Origin of the sequence: Micromonospora sp. NPDC047740 (genome assembly GCF_043204735.1) — a bacterium.
Lineage (GTDB): Bacteria > Actinomycetota > Actinomycetes > Mycobacteriales > Micromonosporaceae > Micromonospora.
This window is the reverse complement of the sequence record NZ_JBIDCT010000005.1, coordinates 53,590-76,460: the sequence shown is the minus strand read 5'-3', so window position 1 is coordinate 76,460 and position 22,871 is coordinate 53,590. Positions and strand designations below refer to the sequence as shown.

The window sequence follows — 22,871 nt, the reverse complement described above, 5'->3', positions numbered from 1 at the left end:
TGGAAATGGCGTCCGAGGGTAGTAACGCGCGCCGTGGGTCGCCACATTCCGCCACCCGCCGTTCCTGGCCCCGGCGTCGACCGCGACCGACGCTGGGACCAGGAAGGGCCTGGGAGGATGGCCTCCGACGCCCGAACCGCGGGCGTCCGACACCATCCGATGCAACGACCCGCTGCCACCGACGGTCACGCCCCCGCAGACCCCGCCAATCCGGGAAGTAGTCCCCCAATCGGACGGGGAGGCCATGCTCGGGCCGGATCCGGGTGGCGGGCGACGTCAGGCGGGCGTCCAGCCTCGGGCGCGCAGCCAGTCGCGGACCACCGCGGCGGTGCCCGCCGGATCGACCCGCAGGTCGTGCCGCTCCCCTGGGCGGACCACCACGTCGACGCCGCGCGCCGGGGTGGGCACGCCGAACGGGTCCCGGTCGCCGTTGACCACCAGGGTGGGCAGACCGGTACGCAGCTCGTCGGCGCGCGAGCGCTCCGGGCGCCCCGGCGGGTGCAGCGGAAACGCCAGCGCGACGATCCCGGCCGCCCCGACGGCACCGGCCGTCCGGCAAGCGACCCGGGCGCCGCTGGAACGGCCACCCACCACCCAGCGGGCCACATCGGGATGCCGGGCCCGGAGGGCGGCCAGCACGACCGTCCACGCCTCGTCGAGGTGGCCGGCCGGGGCCGGAGCACGCCGCCCGGCGACCCGGTACGGCTGGGTCACCCGGATGACGCCCACCCCGGCCTCGGTCACCGCGTCGCGGACCGCCACCAGGTCGGGGGCGTCGACGTCACCGCCCGCGCCGTGCCCGAGCACCAGCAGGGTGTCCACCGGGCCGGCCGGCACGTCGGTGTCGGCGCGGGCCGGCCCACGGGGCGTCTCGATCTCGTCGCTGTGCCGCACCCGCCCATTCTCCGCGCGGCCGACGCCGCCCGCCCCACCCGGCGCGTTCTTCGCCGGTCCGGTCCGACCCGCGGCGGTTCGCCGCAGCGGGTTTCGCCGCACCGCGGGCACGTTCTACCCGCGCGCGCCGGCAGTCACCACCGTCGAGGGTGTAGCGGGTCGGCAGCACCCTGCCCGGCGGGTCCGTGGCCGTGGGCCACGGCTCACGCCGCCGCCCGCGCCCCGATGCGGGGAGCGCGGGCGGCGGTGCACGGCGTCAGCGGGACGGCACCAGGGTGAGCAGTTGATCCCGGACCGGCGGGCCGGCCTCGTCGGCCGCGTCCGGATCCGGCTGCACCTCGCTGCGCCAGGCGACGAGCATCGCCCGCCGCTCGCGCGGGGTCGTGCCACCCCAGACGCCGTGGCAGTCGCCCACCTCCAGCGCCCAGGCCAGGCAGGACCCCTGGACGTCACAACTGCGGCAGAGCGCAACGGCCGCGTCGGCCGGTTCGTTGGGTGCCGGAAAGAAGGTTTCCGGGTCCACACTCTGGCAGGTTCCTCTGGTCCGCCACGCGTCGTCCTGTCGCCGCTCGTGCAGAGCCCGCAGCAGTCGCGGATCTCGTCGTGCGGCGGCGACTTCGTGCGGGCGGGGCATACGCGCCCGTGTCAATACACCCACCTCCCCCGTGGGACCGGCAAATGATCATGGTGGATCGATGGGTGTCATCCGCCCCGTGCGAACAGACGCCCAACACCGGCGCTGTGTTTTATCGCACTTTCGGACACGGGGACAAGACTCTGCCGTAAACACGGCTAAACAACCGGGCGACGTTTCAGGCGCAACCCCGGCAAATCAGCACACGACAATGTGCTGACGATCATCAGAACAAGGTCATTTCCGAGCCGATCTCCTCTCGGCGCAGCGGCACCCGGGCAGTGAGTTCGGGACCGTCGTTGCGCACGTCGCCGACCGCCGGCGAGACCGGGCGGACCTCCAGCCCGGCGAGCCACTCCGGGGCGGGCGGGGCGAGCAGCGCCCCGGTCTCGCCGCCCGGAGCGAGCCAGGACGCCCAGCGCTCCCGGGCCAGCAGCAACGGCATCCGGTCGTGCACCTCGGCCAGCTCGCCGACCGCCGCGGTGGTCAGCACGCTGAAGGTGAGCAGGTCGTGCCCCGCCGACTCCCAGACCGACCAGATGCCGGCGAAGGCCAGTACCGAGCCGTCGGTCGGGGTCATGTAGTACGGCTGCCGGCGGCCACCCGGCTCGCGCACCCACTCGTACCAGCCGTCGGCCGGGACCAGGCAGCGCCGGCGGGCGAAGGACGGAGCGTACGCCCGGCTGGTGGCGACGGTCTCCGCCCGTGCGTTGATCATGCGGGCGGCGCCGGCGGCGGTGCGGGACCAGTGCGGGATCAGCCCCCAGCGGCCGACGGAGAGCACCCGGTGCCCCTCCGGCGTCAGCCGGACCAGCGGCACCGGGTCGGTGGGGGCGACGTTGAAGTCCGGGCCGACCCCGGCACCGGTCTCGTCGGACGACTCGAACAGCGCGCTCAGGTCGCCCGCGCTCCGGCTCGTCGCGTACCTCCCGCACATGGCGCACACGCTAACCCGCCGCCCGGGTTCCGGCTGTCCCGCCAACCGGGAGCAGGCAGAACGGGCGGCTCCACCGGTCCCGGGACTTGGCAGAATGTGAGCGTGGGGAACCTGACCGCGACCCGGCCGCCGCAGCCGTGGACCGCACCGACCGCCACCGACCCGGTCGGCGCCACGCTGCGCCTGCCGGGCTCCAAGTCCATGACCGCTCGGGCGCTGGTGCTCAGCGCGCTGGCCAGCGGCCCGTCGACGCTCGACCGGCCGCTACGCGCCCGGGACACCGAGCTGATGGCCGGCGCGCTGCGCGAGCTGGGCGCGCACGTGTCGACCTCCGACGACGAGAGCTGGCTGGTCCGGCCGCACCGGCTGGTCGGCCCGGCCCACGTCGACGTCGGCCTGGCCGGCACGGTGATGCGCTTCCTGCCCCCGGTGGCCGGGCTCGCCGAGGGCCGGGTCACCTTCGACGGCGACCCGCAGGCCCGGGTCCGCCCGCTCGGCCCGCTGATCGGGGCGCTGCGCACGCTCGGCGTACGCATCGACGCGCCGGCGGCGGGCAGCCTGCCGCTGGCGGTCCTCGGCGCCGGCCGGGTCGCCGGTGGCGAGGTGGTCATCGACGCCTCCGCCTCCAGCCAGCTCGTCTCCGGGCTGCTGCTGGCCGCGCCCCGCTTCGACCGGGGCGTGGTGGTCCGGCACGAGGGGCCGCCGGTCCCCTCCGCGCCACACCTGCGGATGACCGTGCAGATGCTCCGGGCCGCCGGGGCCGCGGTCGACGACGCCGTCCCGGACGTCTGGGTGGTCGAGCCCGGCCCGCTGACCGGGCGCGGCTGGGAGATCGAGCCGGACCTGTCCGGTGCCGTGCCGTTCTTCGCCGCCGCGCTGGTCACCGGTGGCGAGGTGACCCTCCAGGGCTGGCCGCGCAGCAGCATGCAGCCGGTCGAGCAGCTCCGCACGCTGCTGACCCGGATGGGCGGCGAGGTGACGTTGACCACCGCCGGGCTGACCGTCCGGGGCACCGGCAGCGTGCACGGCCTGGACGCCGACCTCTCCGACGTCAGCGAGCTGACCCCGGCGCTGACCGCGCTGGCGATGCTCGCCGACTCGCCGTCCCGGCTGACCGGGATCGGGCACATCCGGGGGCACGAGACCGACCGGATCGCCGCCTTGGCCAAGGAGTTCGCCTCGCTGGGCGCGGACATCACCGAGTCCGTAGACGGGCTGGAGATCCGGCCCCGCCCGCTGCGTGGCGGGACCTTCCGGACGTACGCCGACCACCGGATGGCGCACGCCGCGGCGGTCGCCGGGCTGGCCGTCCCCGGCATCGAGGTGGACGACGTGACGTGCACCTCGAAGACCATGCCCGAGTTCCCGGCACTATGGTCAGGGATGGTGACCGGCAAGAGCTGACCCGACGGGGGGATGTCCTGGCGAGCAGGCGACGGGAGTACGACGAGGACGACGTCCGGGTCCGGCCCGGGAAGTCCTCGCGCCCGCGTACCCGGACCCGGCCCCGGCACGAGAACGCGGTCGACGGGTTCGTGATCGCCGTCGACCGGGGGCGGTACACCTGCGTGCTCCCCGACGCCGAGCCGGACGCCCCGACCGTCACCGCGATGCGCGCCCGCGAGCTGGGCCGCAAGTCGGTGGTGGTGGGTGACCGGGTCGGGCTGGTCGGCGACACCTCGGGCGCGCCCGGCGCGCTGGCCCGGATCGTCCGGATCGCCGAGCGCACCTCCGTGCTGCGGCGTACCGCCGAGGACGACGCGACCACCGCCGAGGGGCGGCTGGAGCGGGTCGTGGTGGCCAACGCCGACCAGCTCGTGATCGTCAGCGCGCTGGCCGACCCGCCACCGCGTACCGGGTTCATCGACCGCTGCCTGGTGGCCGCGTACGACGCCGACATCGAGCCGCTGCTCTGCCTCACCAAGGCCGACCTGGCCGGACCCGAGGCGGTCCTCGACTACTACACCGAGCTGGAACTGCCGTACGTACTGATCCGGCCGGACTCCCCGCTGGACGCGCTGCGCGCGCTGCTCGCCGGGCGGGTCTCGGTGCTGGTCGGGCACTCCGGGGTGGGCAAGTCGACGCTGGTCAACCGCCTGGTGCCGGAGGCCGACCGGGCGGTCGGCACGGTCAGCGCGATCGGCCGGGGCCGGCACACCTCGACCAGCGCCGTGGCGTTGCGGCTGCCGGATGCCGCCGAGGGCTGGATCATCGACACCCCCGGGGTACGCAGCTTCGGGCTGGCGCACGTCTCCGCGGAGAGCCTGCTGCACGGCTTCCCCGACCTGGTGGAGGCGACTGTCGACTGCCCGGCGAACTGCCCACACACCGCCGACGAGGCGGACTGCGCGCTGGACGCCTGGGTGGCCGCCGGCAAGGCCGACCCGCGCCGGCTGGCCTCGTACCGCCGCCTGCTGGCCTCCCGCAGCGGCGAGGTCGACCCCCGGGAGCCGAACCGGCGGGGCCCCGCCGAGGAGTGAGCCGGGCAAATTATGGCTGCCGGTCCGGCGACCGATAGCGTGTCCGGCATGACCGGGTACGCCGACGACCTCACCCTCGCCCACCTGCTCGCGGACGCCGCCGACGCGGTCTCCACGGCCCGGTTCCGCGCCCTCGACCTGCGGGTCGAGGCGAAGCCCGACCTCACCCCGGTCTCCGACGCGGACACCGCCGTGGAGCGGAGCATCCGGGCCCTGCTGGCCGAGCACCGGCCGGGCGACGGCCTGCTCGGCGAGGAGTACGGCGAGCAGCCCGCCACCGGCCCGGACGGGCGACGCTGGGTGATCGACCCGATCGATGGCACCAAGAACTTCGTCCGGGGCGTACCGGTCTGGGGCACCCTAATCGCCCTGCTGGAGGGGGACCGCCCGGTCCTCGGCCTGGTCTCTGCCCCGGCGCTGGGCCGGCGCTGGTGGGCCGCGCTCGGGGCGGGCGCGTACGCCGGCCCCGACCTGGCCGCCGGCACGCCGATCCGGGTCTCCGCCGTCGGTGAGCTCGCCGACGCCAGCTTCTGCTACTCGTCGCTGACCGGCTGGGAGGAGGCGGACCGGCTGAACGCCATGCTCCAGCTCATGCGGGACGTCTGGCGCAGCCGGGCGTACGGCGACTTCTACGGCTACATGCTGCTGGCCGAGGGGGCGCTGGACGTGATGGTGGAGCCGGAGCTGTCGCTCTGGGACATCGCGGCGCTGGTCCCGATCGTCACCGAGGCGGGCGGGACGTTCACCGACCTGTCCGGGCGGCCGGCGCCGGCGGGCGGCGAGAACAGCGCGATCGCGACGAACGGCGCGCTGCACGACGACATCCTGGCCCGGCTCGGACGGCCGGCCGCGCGCTGACCCGCCGGTAGCCTCTATCCTCGCCAGGTGGTGTCCTCCGGTTGGTGCTTCCTCGCGGCCATGATCGTCGCGTACGGCTTCGCCAACCTGCTCCAGTCGGTGGCCGCGGCGCGGACCACCGTGCACCACACCTTCGACCCCGGGCTGCTGCTCCGGCTGGCCAGCCACCGCACCTACCTGGTCGGCCTGCTGTGCCAGGTCACCGGCTTCGTGTTCGCCTTCCTGGCCCGCCGCGACCTGCCGCTGTTCCTGGTCCAGGCCAGCGTGGCGGCCGGGCTCGGGGTGACCGCCCTGCTCGGCGTGCTGGTGCTCAAGTGGCGCCTGCCGGCCGCCGAGATCGCGCTGCTCGGGCTGCTCTTCGGCGGGATCACCGCGCTGGTGCTGGCCGCCCAGCCGGCGCCGTCGCGGCAGCTCGGCACCGCCGGGCTGATCGGCCTGGCCGGGGCGCTCGGGCTGATCGGCGTGCTCGGCTTCTTCGCCGCCCGGCTGCACGGCGCACCCGGCTCGGTGGCGCTCGGCTCGCTGGCCGGGATGGCGTTCTCCGCCGCAGCGGTGGCCGCCCGGCCGCTCGCCTCGGCCGACACCGCGGAGGCGTTCGTCCGCGACCCGCTGCTGTATCTGCTGGTCGCCCACTCGGTGGTCGGGCAGCTGCTGCTCGGCCTGGCGATGCAGCGCGGCTCCACCACCGCCGCGGTGGCCGCGATGGACGCCGCCGGGGCGGTGCCCGCGGCGATCATCGGCCTGCTGCTGCTCAACGACCGGATCTGGCCCGGGCGGGAGTGGCTGGCCGGGATCGGCTTCCTGGCCACGCTGGTGTCGGTGGTCGGCCTGACCCGGTACGCCGAGCCGCAGCACCACCACGCGGTCGCCCGCGACCGGGAGCGCCCGATGATCGGCGCCGGCGCCGCCGCCGAGTCAGGCCGCTAGGCCGCCTCCACCGGCTTGCGCCGGCCCACCACCCGTTCGTAGAGCCGCTCCAGCGCGCCGGCCGTCCGCTCCCAGGTGTAGCTGCACCGGACCCGGTCCACGGCGGCGTGCCCGTACGCGAACCGCCCGGCGTTGTCGGCGAGCAGCCGGCGCAGGGTGACCCCGAGGACGCGGACGTCGCCGGGCGGGACGAGCCGTCCGGTCACCTCGTCGACCACCGCGTCGGCGATGCCGCCCATCGCGTAACCGACCACCGGCACCCCGCAGGCCATCGCCTCCAGCGACACCCGCCCGGCGGACGAGTAGTGCGGGGTGCAGGCGACCACGTCGGCGGAGCGGTACCAGGTGGCCATCTGGTCGTGCGGTACCGCGCCCACCAGCTTCACCTGCTCGGCCACCCCGGTCTGCTCGGCCAGCTCGCGCAGCCGGCGCGCCTCCGCGTGGTCGGTGAGCCGCTCGGCGGGCGGGCCGCCGGCGATCACCAGCTCGGCGTCGCCGACCAGCCGCATCGCCCGGATCAGGTCCTCGTGGCCGTGCGCCGGCGAGAGCCCACCGACGGAGAGGATGCGGGAGCGCTGGTCCCGGGGCGCCGCCTCGCCGTCCGGGTGGAACTGCTCGGTGTCCACCCCGGTCGGCACCATCGCCACGGAGGTGCGCTGCAGCCCCATCCGGGTCAACTCGTCGACCTCGTCGTTGCACTGCGCGACCGCGATGTCCACCGCCCGGGTCAGCGCCCGTTCCAGCGGGATCCGCTCCCCCGGCCCGTCGTACCGCCGGCCGAGATGGCGCAGCTGCTCGACGCCGAGCGAATGGAAGGTCTGCACGACCGGTATGTCGGTCTCCCGTACGGCGTGCGCGGCGGCCAGGCCACCGACCCAGTAGTGACCGTGCACCACCTCGGGCGTCCAGTCACCGTGCCACCGCTGCGCCAGCCAGCGACCGAAGTCGGACACGTGCGGCACCAGCTCGACGGTGGGCAGCGGGCTGGGCGGACCGACCGGCACCCGCTCCAGCCGGTAGCCGTCCACCTCGACGCACTCGGGCTGCCCGGACTCGTCGCGGCGCTCGTAGACCCGGACGTCGTGACCCCGTGCGGCGAGCTCGGCCGCCACCCGCGCGATGTGCTGGTGGGTGCCGACGGTGGGACCGTCGACGGACGGGCCGGCGTGCGCACACACAAGGCCGACGCGCATGGTGCACCTCCATGCGTTCTACGGTGGGTCCTCCGGTCAGAGGGTCCCATTAACCCGGCCCTGGTGCGCCGAAACCTGGCAGATCGGGAGCGGACCGACGGACCGGCGCGAGGTGGGCCGGCCCGTGATCCGGGCGATCCCGGCGGCATGATCGCCCCCGACCGGGGGTACCGGCGAGGAATGCCGCTCACCCGCGACCTCGGCGACGCCACGGTGGTGATCACCGGCGCGTCCAGCGGCATCGGCGCGGCCACCGCGTACGAGCTGGCCCGGCGGGGCGCCGACGTGGTGCTGGCGGCCCGGACCGAGGAGGCGTTGCGCCGGGTCGCCGACCGTTGCCGCGGACTGGGCGGACAGGCGCTGGTCGTGCCCACCGACGTCACCGATCCGGTGGCCGTGGAGCGGCTCGCCGCGCGGGCGGCGGCGGAGTTCGGCCGGATCGACGCCTGGATCAACAACGCGGCGGTGGGCGTGGCGGGGCTGTTCGACGAGATCCCGGTGGAGGAGTTCCGCCGGGTGGTGGCGGTGAACCTCCTCGGCACGGTGTACGGGACGAAGGCGGCGCTGCCCTGGCTGGAGGCGGCGGGCGGCGGGGTCCTGGTCAACAACGCGTCGGTGCTGGCCGAGGTGGCGATGCCCTACCAGTCGGCCTACAACGCGACGAAGCACGGCATCCGCGGGCTGGCCGACACGGTCCGGCAGGAGCTGCGGGTCACCGGCCGGGCCAACATCTCCATCTGCACCGTGCTGCCCGCCAGCATCGACACCCCGATCTTCCGGCACGCCGCCAACCACAGCCGGCACGAGCTGACCCCGCCACCGCCGGTCTACCCGCCGGAGATGGTCGCCGAGACGATCGTGCGACTGCTGCGCCGGCCGCGCCGCGAGGCGTACGCCGGGGGCGCCGCAAGGCTCGTCGGGCTGCAGTGGCGGCTCGCGCCGGCGCTGGCCGAGCGCGCGCTCGGCTGGTACACCGCGCGCACCCAGTTCGGCCCCGGCCTCCGCCTGAACAGCACCGGCAACCTGTTCAACCCGCACGCGGAGGCCGAGCGGACCGGCGGCTGGCACGGCCGGCGCCGGCAGCTGGTCCGGATCACCGCGGCTTTCGGGCTGGCCGCGGCGGGCACCGCCGTGGGCACCCTGGCCGCCCTGACCCGGCGCGGACGGGCGGACCGCTGATGGACCGCGCCGACCGGTCGGATGCGTGGGCCGGGCCGGGCATGCACAATGGGACGATCATGCCGATGGACGTGCGCTGCCTGGTGGAGACGGACGAATCCTCCGCAGTCGTCAGGCTGAGCGGCGTGCTCGACCTGGCCGGCGTCGACGCCGTCCGGGAGGCGCTGCTCGCCCGGCTCTGGCAGCGGCCGGGGCCGGTGATCGTCGACCTGTCCGAGGTCCGGATCGCCCACCCTGGGGCCCGCGCCGCCATCGACGACGTGCACCGCACGGTGGCCGACTGGCCGGCCGCCGACGTGCTGGTGCTCGACCCGGCGGGCCGCGCCGGTGAGGCCGCCCCGGTCTATCCGTCCCTGGACGAGGCGCGGGCGGCGCTGGCCGGCGCGCCGCTCGCGGCCGTGCTGGCCACGGACCTGCCCCCGGCGGTGGGGGCGGCCCGCGAGGTCCGGGCGCTGCTCACCGACGGCTGTGCCCGGTGGGGTGTGCCGGAGCTGGCCGAGCCCGGGTGCATCGCGGTCACCGAGCTGGTGAACAACGTGGTCGCCCACGCCGGGACGCCGATGACCGTCCGGTTGGCCCCGCAAGTCAGCGCCCTGCACCTGGCGGTCCGCGACCATTCGGCCCGGTTGCCCGCGTACGCCGGGCTGGCCCCGCTCACCTCGACCGGTGGCCGCGGGTTGCTGCTCATCGACACGGTCGCCCGGCGCTGGGGCAGCACACCGCTGCCGGACGGCAAGGTCGTCTGGTGCGTCCTGCGCGCCGAGGACGAGGCCGCCTTCCGCGGTTGACCGGCGATCGGGCCGGACACCCCGGCCGTCGGCCCTTTTCTCCCCGTTCCTCCCGATCCACGCCGCCGGACCCGGTTAGTGCGGTCAGCTCGGCGGGTAGTGACCGGTCATGCGCGACGACGAGTACCCCACCCCCGTGTCCGACCCGGAGGCGGAGGGTCTGCCCGACACCGCCGACGACGACTCGACGGCCAAGGACGACGTGCTGACCGGGCGGGAGGCGGACGGCCCCGAGCCCGCCCAGCTCCCGGGCGACCGCGACCCGGTGGCCGTGGACCGGTACGGGACCACCGCCGAGGAACAGCTCGACGGCGAGTCGCTGGATTACAAGCTCCAGCGGGAGGTGTACGAGCGGCCCGCCGACGACCCACTCGCCGGCCCGGTCGACCCGGACATCGCCGCGGAGGCGGACAGCGACGAGGCGGCCGCGCAGGCCCAGTTCGACGCCGACGTGATCGACCCGGGCCCGACCTCCGACCCGCACTCGGCGGTCTCGATCTACGACCACGGCCAGCTCGGCGCGGTCGCCGACCACCAGGTGGGCCGGCTGGTCGAACCGGACGAGGGCGCGCACACCGACCAGGAGACCGACAACATCGGGTACGACGCGGGCGCGGCCGGTGGCGGGGCGACCGCCGAGGAGCTGGCCGTGCACGAGACGCGCCCGCCCGAGGCGACCCCGTGACCGGGCCGACCGCTCAGGCGTCCAGGCCCCGCTCGATGGCGTAGCGGGTCAGCTCGACCCGGTTGTGCAGCTGGAGCTTGCCGAGCGTGTTCTGCACGTGGTTCTGCACCGTCCGGTGGGACAGCCCGAGCCGCTCGGCGATCTGCTTGTACGACAGGCCCTTGGCCACCAGCCGCAACACCTCGGTCTCCCGCTCGGTGAGCCGGGGTGCCGGGTCGTGCGGGGCGGCGGCCAGCCGCCGGTACTCCCCCAGCACCAGCCCGGCCAGGCCCGGCGTGAAGACCGGCTCGCCGGCCGCCGTGCGGCGCACCGCGTCCAGGAACTCGGCCGGCGCGGCCGACTTGACCAGGTAACCGGTGGCACCCGCCTTGACCGCGTCCAGCACGCTCTGCGGCTCGCCGCTGGCCGACAGCATCAGCACCCGTACCTCCGGCAGCACGGCGCGCAGCCCGCGGATCACCTCGACGCCGGAGACGTCCGGCAGTTGCAGGTCGAGCACCACCACGTCGGGGCGGACCGCCGCAGCCACCCGGACCGCCTGCCGCCCCTCCCCGCTGGTCGCCACCACCAGGTGCCCGGCCTCGGTGAGGTCGCGGGCCACCCCCTCCCGCCACATCGGGTGGTCGTCCACCACCATGACCCGTACGCCGGTGCTCATCGGCCGCTCCTCGGCACGCTCAACTCGATCTCCGTGCCGGTCCCGGGGGCGGACACGATGCGTACCTCGCCGCCCAGGTCGGCCACCCGGCCGCGGATGGACTGCGCCACCCCGAGCCGGCCCTGCGCCGCGGCCTCGGCGAGCCGCCCCTCCGGGATCCCCGGCCCCCCGTCACGTACCGAGACGGTCACCGTCTCCCCTTCGTCCTCGATCAGCAACCAGGCCCGCCCGCCGGCGTGCCGGGCCACGTTGTCCAGTGCCGCCCCGACCGCGGCGGCCAGTTCGGCGGCCATCCTGGCGGGCAGCGGCACCGGGGTGGCCGGCGCGGCGACCTCGACCGTCGCCGAGGCGTACCCGTTGAGCAGATCGCGCAGGTCGCGGGTGTCCCCCTCGTCGGCCGGCGGGGTCCCGGCGCGGCCGATCAGGGCGCGCAGGGCGGCCTCCTGCTCACCGGCGAGCCGGGCCAGTTCGCCCGCCTCGCCGTCCAGGTGCGCGCCGCGCCGCTGCACCAGCGCCAGCACCTGGAGCACCGAGTCGTGGATGTCCCGGGCCAGCCGCTCCCGCTCCCGGGTGGCGGCCTCCAGCTCCACCGCCCGTTGCAGCCGCTCCTCGGCGGTGACGGCCAGGCGGGCCACGTGCCCGACCACCACCCCGGCGAGCAGCAACAGGATCACCCCGGTCAGCGAGGACTGGCTGATCCGGGTCCGGGTGGCCAGGTCGACCCCGCCGAGCGCCAGCGCGGCTATCGCGCCGCGTCGCCGGCCGCCGGAGACCGCCCAGGCCAGGACCGGCCCAGCCAGCCAGGCGACGGTCAGGGTGGGCACGCCGGCGGCGAGCGCCGCCCGGCCCACCACCCACGGGGTGGCCAGCATGAGCGCCAGCACCACCCCGAGGTCGGCCAGGAGCAGCGGCCAGCGCCGCCCGGCCGGACGCGCGTAGCCAGCCGCGGTCACCCCGGTCCAGGCCAGCATCCCGAGGAGTACGCCACCCGCGGCGATCGGGTGGGCATACCGGTGGGCATCGCGGAGCACCAGCAACCCGACGTACGCCAGCGAGGCGAACCGGAACACCGCGATGGACCGCCAGAGCGGGACCTCCAGGCCACCCGGGGACGACGGCATGCGCGACACCATGCCACAGTCCGGCGCGGGCAGGGTGACGGGTGCGGTCCCGGAAACCCTGACGTACGGTGGAAATGCCGCGAAAATCGCCGAGATCGACCGCCGGGACGGGGCCATGACAAACGCAGAAACCCCCGCACCGCGTACGGTTGTGCCCATCGAACCCACCCTCCTCATCGCCGAGGTCTTCGACCAGGCCCGGGTGACCCAGCTACGGCACTCGGTCACCTCCTGCGCGCACGCCTCGGGACTGAGCGGCCAGCGGCTGGACGACTTCGTGCTGGCGGTCAACGAGCTGATCACCAACGCCGTCCGGCACGGCGGCGGCCAGGGCCGGCTGCGGCTGTGGTGCCAGGACGGGGAGCTGGTCTGCGAGGTGGCCGACCACGGCCATGGGATCAGCTCCCAGCGGCTCAGCGACCGGAACCGGCCCGCCCCGGACATCGCCGGCGGCTGGGGTCTGTGGCTGGCCCGGGAGCTGAGCGACACCATGGCGGTCGAGACCGGCGAGGCCGGCACCGTCGTCCGGATCACCGCCGCCGTCGGCTGAGCCCGCCTCGACCGGGGAGGAACGTGCGGCCGCCCCGACGGCCCGCACCCGGACGCAGCGGTCAGGCGAACAGGGCGCTCACCGACTCGCCGTTGTGGATCCGCCGCATCGCCTCGGCCAGGGCCGGCGCCACCGAGAGCACCGCCAGCTTCGGCACCCGCTTCTCCGCCGGGATCGGCACGGTGTTGGTGCAGACGATCTCCAGCACTCCGTCCTGCTCGCTCAGCCGGTCGAGCGCCCCGCTGGAGAAGAGACCGTGGGTGCAGGCCAGCCGGATCGAGCGGACGTTCCGCTCGCGCAGATGGGCCATCAACTCGATCACCGTGCTGCCCTTGGCGATCTCGTCGTCCAGCACGATGACGTCCCGGTCCGCCACGTCGCCGATCACCGTACTGATCTTGACCCGGTCGTCGCTGAACCGCTGCTTCGCGCCGGCCGCGACCGGGGTGCCGAGCATCCGGGCGAACGCCGCCGCCTCCTTGGCGTTGCCCAGGTCCGGCGAGACCACCACGGCGTTGCTCAGGTCGTGGCCCCGGAAGTGGGCGGCCAGTTCGCGCAGCGCGTGCAGGTGATCCACCGGGACGCTGAAGAAGCCGTGCACCTGCGGCGAGTGCAGGGTCATCGCCAGCACCCGGTCCGCGCCGGCCGAGGTGAGCAGGTCGGCGACCAGCCGCCCGCCGATGGAGATGCGCGGGGCGTCCTTCTTGTCCGACCGGGCGTACGCGTAGTGCGGCAGCACCACGGTGATCCGGCCGGCCGACGCGCCCCGGGCCGCATCGGTCATGAGCAACAACTCGACCAGGTGCTCCTGCACCGGCGGCACCAGCGGCTGGATCAGGAAGACGTCCCGTTCCCGGCAGTTCGCCTGCAACTGCACCTCGAGGCAGTCGTTGGCGAATCGGGACACCCGCACCGGATGCAGCGGGACGCCCAGGTGGGCGCAGATCTCGGCGGCGAGCTCGGGGTGGGCGGTCCCACTGAACACGGCAATGTCACGCACGACTGCCGATCGTACGGGCTGGCCGGCTCAGGGTCGGCGATCCGATGGGCCGGCGGTGCAGCCGGCAGACGAGCGCATCAACCTTCCGGGTCAGCTCCAGGTGTTGCCGGTCAGCCGCTCGTACACCTCGACATAGCGGGCCCGGGTCGCCTCGACCACCTCGGCCGGCACCTCCGGCGCCGGCGGCTGCCGGTCCCAGCCGCTCTCGGTGGCCCAGTCCCGGACGTACTGCTTGTCGTAGGAGAACTGGGCACGGCCCGGCTGGTAGGACTCGGCCGGCCAGAACCGGGACGAGTCGGAGGTGAGCACCTCGTCGGCGAGGAGCAGGGTGCCGTCCGGCGTCCAGCCCAGCTCGATCTTGGTGTCCGCGATCAGCACGCCCTGCTCGGCGGCGATCTCCGCGCCACGCCGGTAGACGTCGATGGTGATCTGCCGCAGCCGCTCGGCGGTCTCCGCGCCGACCTTGTCGACCACCTGCGCGTACGTGATCGGCTCGTCGTGCTCGCCCTTCGGGGCCTTGGTCGACGGGGTGAAGATCGGCTCGGGCAGGATGGACGCCTCCACCAGTCCCCGGGGCAGCTCCACCCCGGAGACCGCACCGGTGCGCTGATACTCGGCGAAGCCCCCGCCGGTGAGGTAGCCGCGGGCCACGCACTCGACCGGGACCATGTCCAGCCGGCGGCAGCGGATCGCCCGGCCGGCGAACTCCTCGGGCACGTCGGTGGCGGAGATCACGTGGTTCGGCACCAGATCGGCGAGCTGCTCGAACCACCACAGCGACAGGGCCGTGAGCAGGCGACCCTTGTCCGGGATCGGGGTCGGCAGCGGCACGTCGTAGATCGAGATGCGGTCGGAGGCGACCAGGATCAGGTCGTCGCCGTCGGCGTAGACATCCCGGACCTTGCCCGAGTGCAGAAGTTCCACGGCGCCTAGTACACCACGCGCCGGATTCCCCGCCCGGCGCGGCCACCGGCCACCCCGCCGGTACGGCGTACGGCCCCGGCGTTGACACTCCCGCGTGGGGCCTGTGTAAATGATCCGTCCGCAGCAGCCGCCCGTCCCCCAGGGAGAACCCGTGCGCGCTCCGCAGTCCGTACCCCGCCGCGGCGTCGACCGGCGGCGGCTCCTCGGCGCGCTGGCGGGGGTGCCGCTGCTCGCCGGCGGGCTGGTCGGCTGCGGCCCGGAGGAGCAGCACCCGGTCGACGACGGGCCGGTCGAGCTGTCGGTCTTCTGGTGGGGTGGGACCGCGCGGACCGAGGCCACCGAGCGGGCGCTACGGCTCTACTCGGCCCGGCATCCGAAGGTGCAGTTCCGGGGCACCTGGCAGGGTCTCACCGGCTACTACGACCGGCTGGCCACCCAGGCCACCGGGGGAAACGTGCCCGACCTGTTCCAGATCGACGACACCGTGCTCACCGAGTACGCCCGGCGGGAGATCGTCCTCGACCTCAGCGGGTACGTCGCGGAGCGGCGGCTCGACCTGCGCGGCCTGCCGGAGAACCTGGCCCGGTACGGGCAGGTGGACGGCGACACCGCGGCCGTCCCCGCCGCGCAGACCTACGCCGCGCTGGTCTACAACCGCGACCTGCTGCGCCGCCTGGGGTTGCCCGAGCCGCGTCTCGGCATGCCGTGGCCGGAGTACGTGCAGTGGGCCGCCCGGCTCACCCGCGCCTCGGGCAACCGGGTGGCGGGCACCACCGATCCCTCCGGCGACTACCGGGCCCTCTGGCTCTGGCTGCGTGGCCGGGGCGGCGAGCTCTACCAGGGACGGCAGCTCGGCTTCGACTCCGGCGAGCTGCTCCGCTGGTTCGAGTTCTGGGAGGTGGCGCGCAACTCCCGCGCCACCGCGGGCACCGCGTTGACCGAGCTGGCGGACACCGGCGACCTCGACCGGCAGCTCGTGGTGACCGGGCAGGCGGCCGCCTCCTTCGCCTGGGCACACGAGTTCCCGGAGCTCCAGAGCCGCACCCGCGACGAGCTGGGCCTCACCAGTTTCCCCGGCAGCCCGGCCGCGCAGTGGCCCCGGGCGTCGATGTACTGGGCCGCGTTCCGGGGCACCCGGCACCCGGCGGTGGTGGCCGACGTGATCAACTTCCTGACCACCGACACGGAGGCGGGCCGCATCCTCGGCACCGAACGCGGGCTGAACCCGAGCGTCCCGGTCCGGCAGTCGGTCGTGGACGGACTGACCGACCCGGCCGCGAAGCAGTTGGCGAGCCTCGGCGTCGACCTGGACAGCGTCACCGGACCGGCGCCGGCGCCGCCACCCCGGGGTCACGCGCGGGTGCGTACCCTGCTCGTCGCCGCGGCGGGGAGCATCCGCGGCAAGCGGTCCGGGGCCCGGGCCGCGACCTCCCGGTTCATGGCGCAGGCGAACGCGGCGCTGGCCGGGTGACCGCCCGGCCCGGGCCGCGTGACGCGCGCCCCCAAGGCACGGCGGGCCGAGCACGCGGGCCGGGGGCGTGCGGCCGGCGGTCAGCGCGGCGGGCGGTTCCGCCGGCCGCGCGTCAGCAACAGCACCAGCAGCACGATCCCGCCGACCACCACGAGGCAGCAGAGCAGCCCGAGAAAGCCGAAGCCGCCCCGGGACCGCCGCCGGGCGGCCTCCACCACGAGCTCGCCGGTACCCGTCGACGCCCAGGCCGCGACCGGTACGAACACCGCGAGCACGACCCCACCGAGGACCGCGCCCAGCCGGCCCCACCACCTGTTCCAAGCAGACATGCCCCCATCCTCGCCCAGCAGCGCAACCGGGCAGGACGGCGGGGCCGAGAACGACGAAAGGCCCCGGAGCGAACTCCGGGGCCTTTCGTGACGAGTAGCGGGGACAGGATTTGAACCTGCGACCTCTGGGTTATGAGCCCAGCGAGCTACCGAGCTGCTCCACCCCGCGTCGGCTCGTACAGCCTATCGCATCCCCGCCGTGGAGATCAGCCCGGTCCCCGATCGCGGCGTTTCGCCCGTTGACGGCAGAAGTTTCGCCCGGCGGCAGAAGTTTCGCCCGTTGGGCGGCAGAAAGAGAACGGCCCCGAGGATCGGATCCTCGGGGCCGTTCTGGCGTGGTAGCGGGGACAGGATTTGAACCTGCGACCTCTGGGTTATGAGCCCAGCGAGCTACCGAGCTGCTCCACCCCGCGTCGGTCCGTAAACCGTAGCGCACCGACCCCAGGAGGCGCAAAACGGGGTCAGCCCAGCCACCTCCGGACCGCCTCGGTCGCCCGGCGGCTGTCTGCCTCGAACTGCGGCCGATCCGTCGACGTGCCCTCCCAGCCCTGCTCCCAGAGCACGGTGACCACGTCGCCGATCCGTACCGCCCGGACCAGGTGCACCTCGTCGCCGCCGGTCGGGTCGCCGTTGACGTCCCGGTACGGCGTACGGGTCTCGAACAGCACCGACTCGTCGCCGTACCCGGTGCCGGCGAGCAGCCGCTGGGTGACGGTCCCGCCCGGCGCGTCCGGGAGCGGCTGCTCAGGGCAGTCCCGGACCGCCTGCCGCAGCTCGCGCAGCGCGTCGTCGGCCCGGCCGGCCCGGTAGACCGTGACGCTCTGCCGGTAGCTGCCGTCCGGCACCGCTTCGGCCGGCGCCCCCGCGAGCTTGAACGCCAGCGTCCGCGCCCGGCGGGTGGCGATCTGCGCCTCGCCGGGCGTTGCGCCGCAGAGGTCCGGCAGCACCGGGCCGGGGACGAACTGACTGCCCGTGCCGGCGTCGTTGGCGGCCGGCAGGGTGAAGAAGGCCCGGCCCGGGATGCTGGTCGGGGTGGTGGCCGGAGGTCGGGCACTGGTCGTCGGGGCTGCGGGCGTACCGGACGGGGTGGGCGCGCTCTGACTCGGCGACGGCGGGCCGGAGCTGGCCGGCGTCGACGGCCCGGGGGTGGGGGTGGCGGCGGGTGGCCCGGGCGGGGTGTCCGGCCCGGCGGCGAGCACGAGCTGCGCGCCGACGGCCGTGCCGGCGACCAGCACGGCGACGGCCAACGCGCCCAGCGTGGCCTGGTAGCGCGCCCGGCGATCGGCCCGGCGGCGCACCTGGTCCGGGTCCGGCAGCGCCCGCGGGTCGGAGTCGGCGGCCAGCGCCCGGTAGAGGCGGGTCAGTTCACGCGACATCGTCGACCTCCAGCTCCGCGGTGGTGAGGCCGGGCAGCAGCTCGGCGAGGCGGGCCCGGCCGCGGGACAGCCAGGACTTCACCGTGCCGACGGGGACCCCCGCCTCCCCGGCGATCTCCGCCACCGACATGTCGAACAGGTAGTGCAGCGCGAGGGCCTGCCGGTGCCGGACCGGCAGCTGCCGGAGTGCGCCGACCAGCAGCACGCTGTCCTCCCCCGGAGGCCCGACGTCGTCCGGCGGGCCGGTCCGGCTGGCCGCCAGCCGCCAGCCGCGCAGGCGGCGCCACCGGTCGGTGGCCAGCCGGCTGATCACCAACCGCAGCCAGGCCTCGGGGGCCGGATGGGCGGCCAGCGTCGTCCACTGCCGCCAGGCCCGGGCGTACGCCTCCTGCACGAGGTCCTGGGCCTCGCCGGGATCGTGCGCCACGGCGTAGCCGTACCGCAGCGCCCGTGCCGACGTGCTCCGGTAGAAGTCGTCGAAACCGTTCGTGTCCCTCATCTGGAGATCCCGCCTCCCCTCGGTCCACCTGCATTGATGACGGGCGAAGCGGGTGCCGGGTTGCGAGCGTTCCGTCCGGTATGCGACAAAGCCCGTGGCCGGAGACCACTAGGGATCTCCAGACCACGGGCTCGCTGGTCGGGCCGGCGTCAGCCGTTCGCTGACGGTGAGGACGAGGGTGCGGCCGGCGGCGACGCGGACGGGCTGCCGCTGGCCGACGGGGCGGGCGACGGGTTGGCCGCCACCTGCGCCTCCTGGAACGCCGTCATCGCCTCGTCCAGCGCCTTCAGGGCCCGCCCGTACCGCTCGAAGTCGCCGGACGCCTGGGCGGCCTTGACCTCGGCGATGGCGCTCTGCACCTTGCCGGCGGCCTCGGCCAGCGCGCCGGTGAGCACCGGCGGGCTGGTGCCGCCACCCGTCGGCGGGTTGCCGCCGGTGCTGGGCGGCGTGGCCCCGGGCGCCCGTTTGCCCTGCTCGACGAGCTGCTTGATGCCGTCCGTGAGGTTGTTCGCCAGCACCACGTACGAGCCGCCGTCGCCGTACGAGAGCAGCACCTTCTGCAGGAGCGGGTACGCGTCCTGGTTGCTGCTCTTCACATAGACCGGCTCGACGTAGAGCATGCCGTCGGCGAAGGGCAGCGAGAGCAGGTTGCCGTACTGCACCTGCGCCTGGTTGGAGGAGAGCAGGTTGAGCTGCTGCCGGATGTCGCCGTTGTTGCTCATCTGCTGGTGCACCTGGACCGGCCCGGAGATCCGGGTCTGGTCCGGCAGCTCCAGCATCTCCAGCCTCGGCTGGCCGTCGACGTACGACCCGGAGATCAGCGCGGCCAGGTTCTGCCGGCCGTTCGGGGTGACCGCGGAGGTGAGCTGGAACCGCGGCGCCTCCTGCCCCGGGAACTGGGTGAACAGGTAGTACGGCGGCTGCTTCTGCCCACTGTCCGGCGCGTCCGGCACGTTCGGCACCTGCCAGAAGTCCTGCCCGGAATAGAAGTCGCCCGGATCGGTGACGTGGAACTTGGTGAGCAGGTTCCGCTGCACCTTGAACAGGTCCGCCGGGTAGCGGAAGTGCTCGGCCAACTCCGCCGGGATGTCGCCCTTCGGCAGCACCAGCTCGCCGCCGAACGCCTTGTTCCACGCCTTGAGCACCGGGTCGGTCTCGTCGAACGCGTAGAGCTTGACCGTGCCGTCGTACGCGTCGACGGTCGCCTTGACCGAGTTGCGGATGTAGTTGACGTTCTCCCGGGCGAGCTGGAACGTGCCCCGGCCGGTCAGCTCGTCCGCCGTCTCGGCCTGCAGGTTGACCCGCTCCGCGTACGGGTAGGTCGCGGCCGTGGTGTAGCCGTCCACGATCCACAGGACCCGGCCGTTCACCACCGCCGGGTACGGGTCGCCGTCCAGGGTGAGGAACGGCGCGACCTTCTCCACCCGGTCCCGCGGGTTGCGGACGTAGAGCAGCTTGGAGTCCTGGTTCACCGCCTCGGAGAGGAGGAAGTTCGACTCCTGCTCCTTGATCGCGTAGAGCAGCCGGCGGGTGAACGAGCCGATCTTGACGCCGCCCTCGCCGGTGTAGGTGTAGTACTGCTCGCCCCCGCTCGAGGTCGGGCGGTCGAACTCGACGTTGCGCTCCCCGGTCTGCCCGACGATGGCGTAGTCGTCCGCCTTCATCCGCTCGCCGTAGTAGATCCGCGGCTGCTTGGCCTGGATCTGCTCGGTCGCGGACGCACAGCCCTGGGCCTCCTTGCCGGAGTCACCGAGGAAGCCGGAGACGAAGTACGGCTGGCCGCCGCAGACCACCTGGTTGGCCGGGGCGGCCACCAGTCCGTAGCCGTGGGTGTAGACGGTGTGCCGGTTGATCCAGTTGCTCTGCTGCGGGGTCAGCTCGTCATAGTTGATCTCTCGGACGCCGACCACGTAGTCCGAGGTCTTGCCGTCCACGGCGTACCGGTCGATGTCCAGCTTCGGGCCGAAGTCGTAGAAGCCACGCACCTGCTGCAGCTGGGTGTACGTCTCGGAGACCAGTTGCGGGTCGAGCAGCCGGGCGTTCCCCACCACCGAGGTGTCGGTGGCCAGGCTGGGTGGCGGGGTGAGGTTGCTCGCCGCGTACCCGGCGGACTTGGTCCCGGTCAGCCCGTACGCGGCCCGGGTCGCCTCGATGCTGCGCTCGATGTAGGGCGCCTCCTTGTCCCGGGCGCTCGGCTTCACCTCGAAGGTCTGCACCGCCCACGGGTAGATGCCGCCGATCGCCACCGCCGAGACGCCGAGCAGGGCGAGCGAGATGCCGGGCCAGACCAGGTTCCGCATCACCGCGTTGGAGAACACGATGATCGCGATGGCCACCACGACCGAGATGTAGGCCAGGATCTCCTTCGCCGGGAGCAGCGCGTTCACGTCGGCGTAGCCGGCGCCGTAGAGCTTGGCGCCCTCGTTGTACTCCAGCAGCATCGCCCGCCGGTCCAGCACGTACGCGACCGCCTTGAGCAGGACGAAGACCGCGACCAGCGTGCTCAGGTGGGCGCGCGCGCCATTGGTCATCCGGTCGCCGATGCCCTGCAGCCGCACCCCGCCGAAGACGTAGTGCATGGCCAGGGCACCGAGCAGGGCGAGCACCACCGCGGTGAAGCCGACGCCGAGCAGGTAGCGCCAGAACGGCAGCTGGAAGACGTAGAAGCCGATGTCGACGCCGAACTCCGGGTCCTTGACGCCGAAGCTCCCGCCGTTGCGGAACAGCAGCCACTGGCTCCACCGGCTCTGCGCGGACAGCCCGGCGAAGAGCCCGATGACGGCGGAGACCAGCGCGATCCAGGTGCCGAGCCGGGGGCTCAGCAGCATCCGGTACCGCTCCAGGGTGGCCTGCTCGGCGGAGTGCGGGCGCAGCTGGGGCCGCAGCCGGTATCCCAGCCAGAGGTTGCCGGCGACGATCAGCGCCATGCCGAGCCCGATCACCAGGAAGAGCAGCAGCCGGGTGCCGAGCACCCCGGTGAAGATCTGGGTGTAGCGGACCTCCTCGAACCAGAGCCAGTCCGTCCAGGCGTTGACTCCCCACCCGAGCAGGGTGAAGAGCACGAACACCCCGATCAGGACCCCGATGGTGGCGCGTCCGCGCCGGCTCATCCTCGGCAGGGGACTGCTACGCATGACCACTGTTGGCTCCGCACGCTCGATGTGATCGGCTCCGACCAGGCACCCAGAGTACGGGGTGTTCCTGAATACGTCGGGTCAAGGTCACGCCACGATCCCCGCGCGGGCCGCCGGAGCCGGGTCAGCAGCGGGTCGGCTGCCCTCCAGCGCGGAGCGTCTCCAGCGCCTTCAGCGCGTCGTCGAGCGACGCCACCCGGAGCAGCGGCAGGTCGGGCTGCGGGTTGCGGACCGCCTCCGCGCAGTTGTCGGCGGGCACCAGGAAGACCTTCGCACCGGCCTCCTTGGCGCCGACCAGCTTCTGCGCGATGCCGCCGATCGGACCGACCCGGCCCTCGTCGTCGATGGTGCCGGTGCCGGCGATGATCTTCCCGCCGGTCAGGTCCGCCGGCTCCAGCTTGTCCACGATGCCCAGGGCGAACATCAGCCCGGCGCTCGGGCCGCCGATGTCCGCGAGGTCGATCTTGAGGGTGAACGGGTGCGGCTGCTGCTGGTCGATCTCGATGCCGATCCGCGGCCGGCCGTCCTGCTCCCGGCTGGTCACCGCGGCGGTGGCGGTCACCCCGTCGCGAACGTACCCGATCTTCAGCGCGCTGCCGGCCGGCTTGGCCCGGATCAGCTCGGTGAGCTTGGCCGCGCTGGTCACCTGCTGGCCGTCGACCGAGGTGAGCACGTCGCCGGGCCGGAGCACGCCGACCGACGGCCCACCGGCCGTGACCCCCTTCACCAGCACCTCGATCGGGTAGCCCAGCTTGCGCAGGGCCGCCGTCTCGGCGCTGGTCTGCGAGTTCTGGAAGTCCTCCACGTTGCGCTTCTCGATCTCCTGCTGCGACTCGCCCGGCGGATAGACCAGCTCGCGCGGCACCACCGCCTCGTCCCTGGAGAACCAGCCGGCCAACGCCGAACGGAGCCGGACGGTGGGCTGCACCCCGACCGTGGTGAGCCGCAACTGCCCGGCGGAGGTGGACGTCGGCCGCCCGGTGACCTGGATGATCTCCTTGCCGTCCTCGGCGCCGAGGGTGTTGACCGTCGGGCCGGGACCGAGCACCACGTACGGGATGGGCACGCTCAGCACCCCGACGCTGAGCAGGGCGGTGAGCAGTGCACCGAGGAGTACGGTCACGCCGCGACGTCTCATGCGGCAGAGCGTACCGATCCGGGCGCGGGCGTCCGGCGCAGCGACCAACGGACTTCGCCCTCAGCGCAACGCCAGCGGGCGCGACCTGCGGCAAGG

At 73.9% G+C, this 22,871-nt stretch carries 22 protein-coding genes and 2 tRNA genes; 9 read left to right on the top strand and 15 right to left on the bottom strand.

Annotation, left to right across the window (positions count from 1 at the left end; translation table 11 throughout):
• Positions 1 to 276: 276 nt before the first annotated feature.
• From ACGF4F_RS11365 to ACGF4F_RS11355, 3 genes are all read right to left on the bottom strand, one after another.
• Complete coding sequence (locus ACGF4F_RS11365; RefSeq protein ID WP_357439893.1) at positions 277 to 894, bottom strand: alpha/beta family hydrolase; 618 nt, start codon at positions 892 to 894, stop codon at positions 277 to 279.
• Between the two features lie 256 nt (positions 895 to 1,150).
• Positions 1,151 to 1,543, bottom strand: coding sequence for a WhiB family transcriptional regulator (locus ACGF4F_RS11360; RefSeq protein WP_073834731.1), 393 nt, complete (start codon positions 1,541 to 1,543; stop codon positions 1,151 to 1,153).
• Positions 1,544 to 1,754: 211 nt separating this feature from the next.
• A complete protein-coding gene (locus ACGF4F_RS11355) occupies positions 1,755 to 2,465 on the bottom strand; it encodes an SOS response-associated peptidase (RefSeq protein WP_357439890.1) in 711 nt (236 codons plus the stop codon).
• A gap of 102 nt (positions 2,466 to 2,567) precedes the next feature.
• Between ACGF4F_RS11355 and aroA the strand changes: the two genes are divergently transcribed.
• From aroA to ACGF4F_RS11335, 4 genes are read left to right on the top strand one after another with little or no spacing between them, the layout of a single operon-like run.
• Complete coding sequence (gene aroA / locus ACGF4F_RS11350) at positions 2,568 to 3,869, top strand: 3-phosphoshikimate 1-carboxyvinyltransferase (RefSeq protein ID WP_357439887.1); 1,302 nt, start codon at positions 2,568 to 2,570, stop codon at positions 3,867 to 3,869.
• The gene (rsgA, locus tag ACGF4F_RS11345; RefSeq protein WP_357439884.1) at positions 3,839 to 4,945 is read left to right on the top strand and encodes a ribosome small subunit-dependent GTPase A; all 1,107 of its coding nucleotides are present in this window, start codon (positions 3,839 to 3,841) and stop codon (positions 4,943 to 4,945) included. The genes aroA and rsgA overlap by 31 nt, the downstream gene beginning before the upstream one ends.
• A 48-nt stretch (positions 4,946 to 4,993) precedes the next feature.
• Positions 4,994 to 5,803, top strand: a complete 810-nt coding sequence (hisN, locus tag ACGF4F_RS11340) for a histidinol-phosphatase (protein WP_357439882.1) — start codon at positions 4,994 to 4,996, stop codon at positions 5,801 to 5,803.
• A 60-nt stretch (positions 5,804 to 5,863) separates the two neighbouring features.
• On the top strand, positions 5,864 to 6,730 hold the full coding sequence (locus ACGF4F_RS11335; RefSeq protein ID WP_357440176.1) for a hypothetical protein: 867 nt from the start codon (positions 5,864 to 5,866) through the stop codon (positions 6,728 to 6,730).
• Here the strand turns inward: ACGF4F_RS11335 and ACGF4F_RS11330 are convergent.
• Positions 6,727 to 7,923 (bottom strand): glycosyltransferase, encoded by a 1,197-nt coding sequence (locus tag ACGF4F_RS11330; RefSeq protein ID WP_357439879.1) that lies wholly within the window; start codon positions 7,921 to 7,923, stop codon positions 6,727 to 6,729. The genes ACGF4F_RS11335 and ACGF4F_RS11330 overlap by 4 nt on opposite strands.
• A gap of 180 nt (positions 7,924 to 8,103) precedes the next feature.
• Here ACGF4F_RS11330 and ACGF4F_RS11325 point away from each other — a divergent pair, with 180 nt between their 5' ends.
• The 3 genes from ACGF4F_RS11325 (at position 8,104) to ACGF4F_RS11315 (ending at position 10,575) form a co-directional block, all read left to right on the top strand.
• On the top strand, positions 8,104 to 9,102 hold the full coding sequence (locus ACGF4F_RS11325) for an SDR family oxidoreductase (protein ID WP_357439876.1): 999 nt from the start codon (positions 8,104 to 8,106) through the stop codon (positions 9,100 to 9,102).
• On the top strand, positions 9,102 to 9,890 hold the full coding sequence (locus ACGF4F_RS11320; protein WP_357439873.1) for an ATP-binding protein: 789 nt from the start codon (positions 9,102 to 9,104) through the stop codon (positions 9,888 to 9,890). The genes ACGF4F_RS11325 and ACGF4F_RS11320 overlap by 1 nt, the downstream gene beginning before the upstream one ends.
• 109 nt (positions 9,891 to 9,999) lie before the next feature.
• Positions 10,000 to 10,575 carry a DUF5709 domain-containing protein gene (locus ACGF4F_RS11315; protein ID WP_357439870.1) on the top strand — a complete coding sequence of 192 codons (576 nt, stop codon included), beginning with the start codon at positions 10,000 to 10,002 and terminating at the stop codon, positions 10,573 to 10,575.
• Positions 10,576 to 10,588: 13 nt separating this feature from the next.
• Here ACGF4F_RS11315 and ACGF4F_RS11310 read toward each other — a convergent pair whose 3' ends face one another.
• Together ACGF4F_RS11310 and macS are read right to left on the bottom strand one after the other, a co-directional pair.
• The gene (locus tag ACGF4F_RS11310; protein ID WP_073834739.1) at positions 10,589 to 11,233 is read right to left on the bottom strand and encodes a response regulator transcription factor; all 645 of its coding nucleotides are present in this window, start codon (positions 11,231 to 11,233) and stop codon (positions 10,589 to 10,591) included.
• A complete protein-coding gene (macS, locus tag ACGF4F_RS11305; RefSeq protein WP_357439866.1) occupies positions 11,230 to 12,354 on the bottom strand; it encodes a MacS family sensor histidine kinase in 1,125 nt (374 codons plus the stop codon). Before macS ends, ACGF4F_RS11310 begins: the two co-directional genes overlap by 4 nt.
• A 115-nt stretch (positions 12,355 to 12,469) precedes the next feature.
• On the opposite strand from macS, the gene ACGF4F_RS11300 reads away from it, so the two are divergent.
• Complete coding sequence (locus tag ACGF4F_RS11300) at positions 12,470 to 12,904, top strand: ATP-binding protein (RefSeq protein WP_357439863.1); 435 nt, start codon at positions 12,470 to 12,472, stop codon at positions 12,902 to 12,904.
• Positions 12,905 to 12,965: 61 nt separating this feature from the next.
• On the opposite strand, the gene ACGF4F_RS11295 is transcribed toward ACGF4F_RS11300, so the two are convergent.
• Both ACGF4F_RS11295 and ACGF4F_RS11290 read right to left on the bottom strand, forming a co-directional pair.
• Positions 12,966 to 13,904 carry a ribose-phosphate diphosphokinase gene (locus ACGF4F_RS11295; protein ID WP_393076908.1) on the bottom strand — a complete coding sequence of 313 codons (939 nt, stop codon included), beginning with the start codon at positions 13,902 to 13,904 and terminating at the stop codon, positions 12,966 to 12,968.
• A 90-nt stretch (positions 13,905 to 13,994) separates the two neighbouring features.
• The gene (locus ACGF4F_RS11290) at positions 13,995 to 14,828 is read right to left on the bottom strand and encodes a phosphoribosylaminoimidazolesuccinocarboxamide synthase (protein WP_357439861.1); all 834 of its coding nucleotides are present in this window, start codon (positions 14,826 to 14,828) and stop codon (positions 13,995 to 13,997) included.
• A gap of 151 nt (positions 14,829 to 14,979) precedes the next feature.
• On the opposite strand from ACGF4F_RS11290, the gene ACGF4F_RS11285 reads away from it, so the two are divergent.
• Positions 14,980 to 16,299: an ABC transporter substrate-binding protein gene (locus tag ACGF4F_RS11285; RefSeq protein WP_393076905.1), complete on the top strand. Its 1,320-nt coding sequence runs from the start codon at positions 14,980 to 14,982 to the stop codon at positions 16,297 to 16,299.
• A gap of 80 nt (positions 16,300 to 16,379) precedes the next feature.
• On the opposite strand, the gene ACGF4F_RS11280 is transcribed toward ACGF4F_RS11285, so the two are convergent.
• From ACGF4F_RS11280 to ACGF4F_RS11250, 7 genes are all read right to left on the bottom strand, one after another.
• On the bottom strand, positions 16,380 to 16,628 hold the full coding sequence (locus ACGF4F_RS11280) for a hypothetical protein (RefSeq protein WP_357439856.1): 249 nt from the start codon (positions 16,626 to 16,628) through the stop codon (positions 16,380 to 16,382).
• 95 nt (positions 16,629 to 16,723) lie between these two features.
• Positions 16,724 to 16,797 (bottom strand) — tRNA-Met (locus tag ACGF4F_RS11275).
• A 167-nt stretch (positions 16,798 to 16,964) separates the two neighbouring features.
• Positions 16,965 to 17,041 (bottom strand) — tRNA-Met (locus tag ACGF4F_RS11270).
• A gap of 48 nt (positions 17,042 to 17,089) precedes the next feature.
• Complete coding sequence (locus ACGF4F_RS11265; RefSeq protein WP_357439854.1) at positions 17,090 to 18,004, bottom strand: hypothetical protein; 915 nt, start codon at positions 18,002 to 18,004, stop codon at positions 17,090 to 17,092.
• Complete coding sequence (locus ACGF4F_RS11260) at positions 17,994 to 18,503, bottom strand: SigE family RNA polymerase sigma factor (RefSeq protein WP_357439852.1); 510 nt, start codon at positions 18,501 to 18,503, stop codon at positions 17,994 to 17,996. Before ACGF4F_RS11260 ends, ACGF4F_RS11265 begins: the two co-directional genes overlap by 11 nt.
• 149 nt (positions 18,504 to 18,652) lie before the next feature.
• Positions 18,653 to 21,637: a UPF0182 family protein gene (locus ACGF4F_RS11255; RefSeq protein WP_357439849.1), complete on the bottom strand. Its 2,985-nt coding sequence runs from the start codon at positions 21,635 to 21,637 to the stop codon at positions 18,653 to 18,655.
• 124 nt (positions 21,638 to 21,761) lie between these two features.
• Positions 21,762 to 22,775: a PDZ domain-containing protein gene (locus tag ACGF4F_RS11250; RefSeq protein ID WP_357439846.1), complete on the bottom strand. Its 1,014-nt coding sequence runs from the start codon at positions 22,773 to 22,775 to the stop codon at positions 21,762 to 21,764.
• Positions 22,776 to 22,871 lie beyond the last annotated feature (96 nt).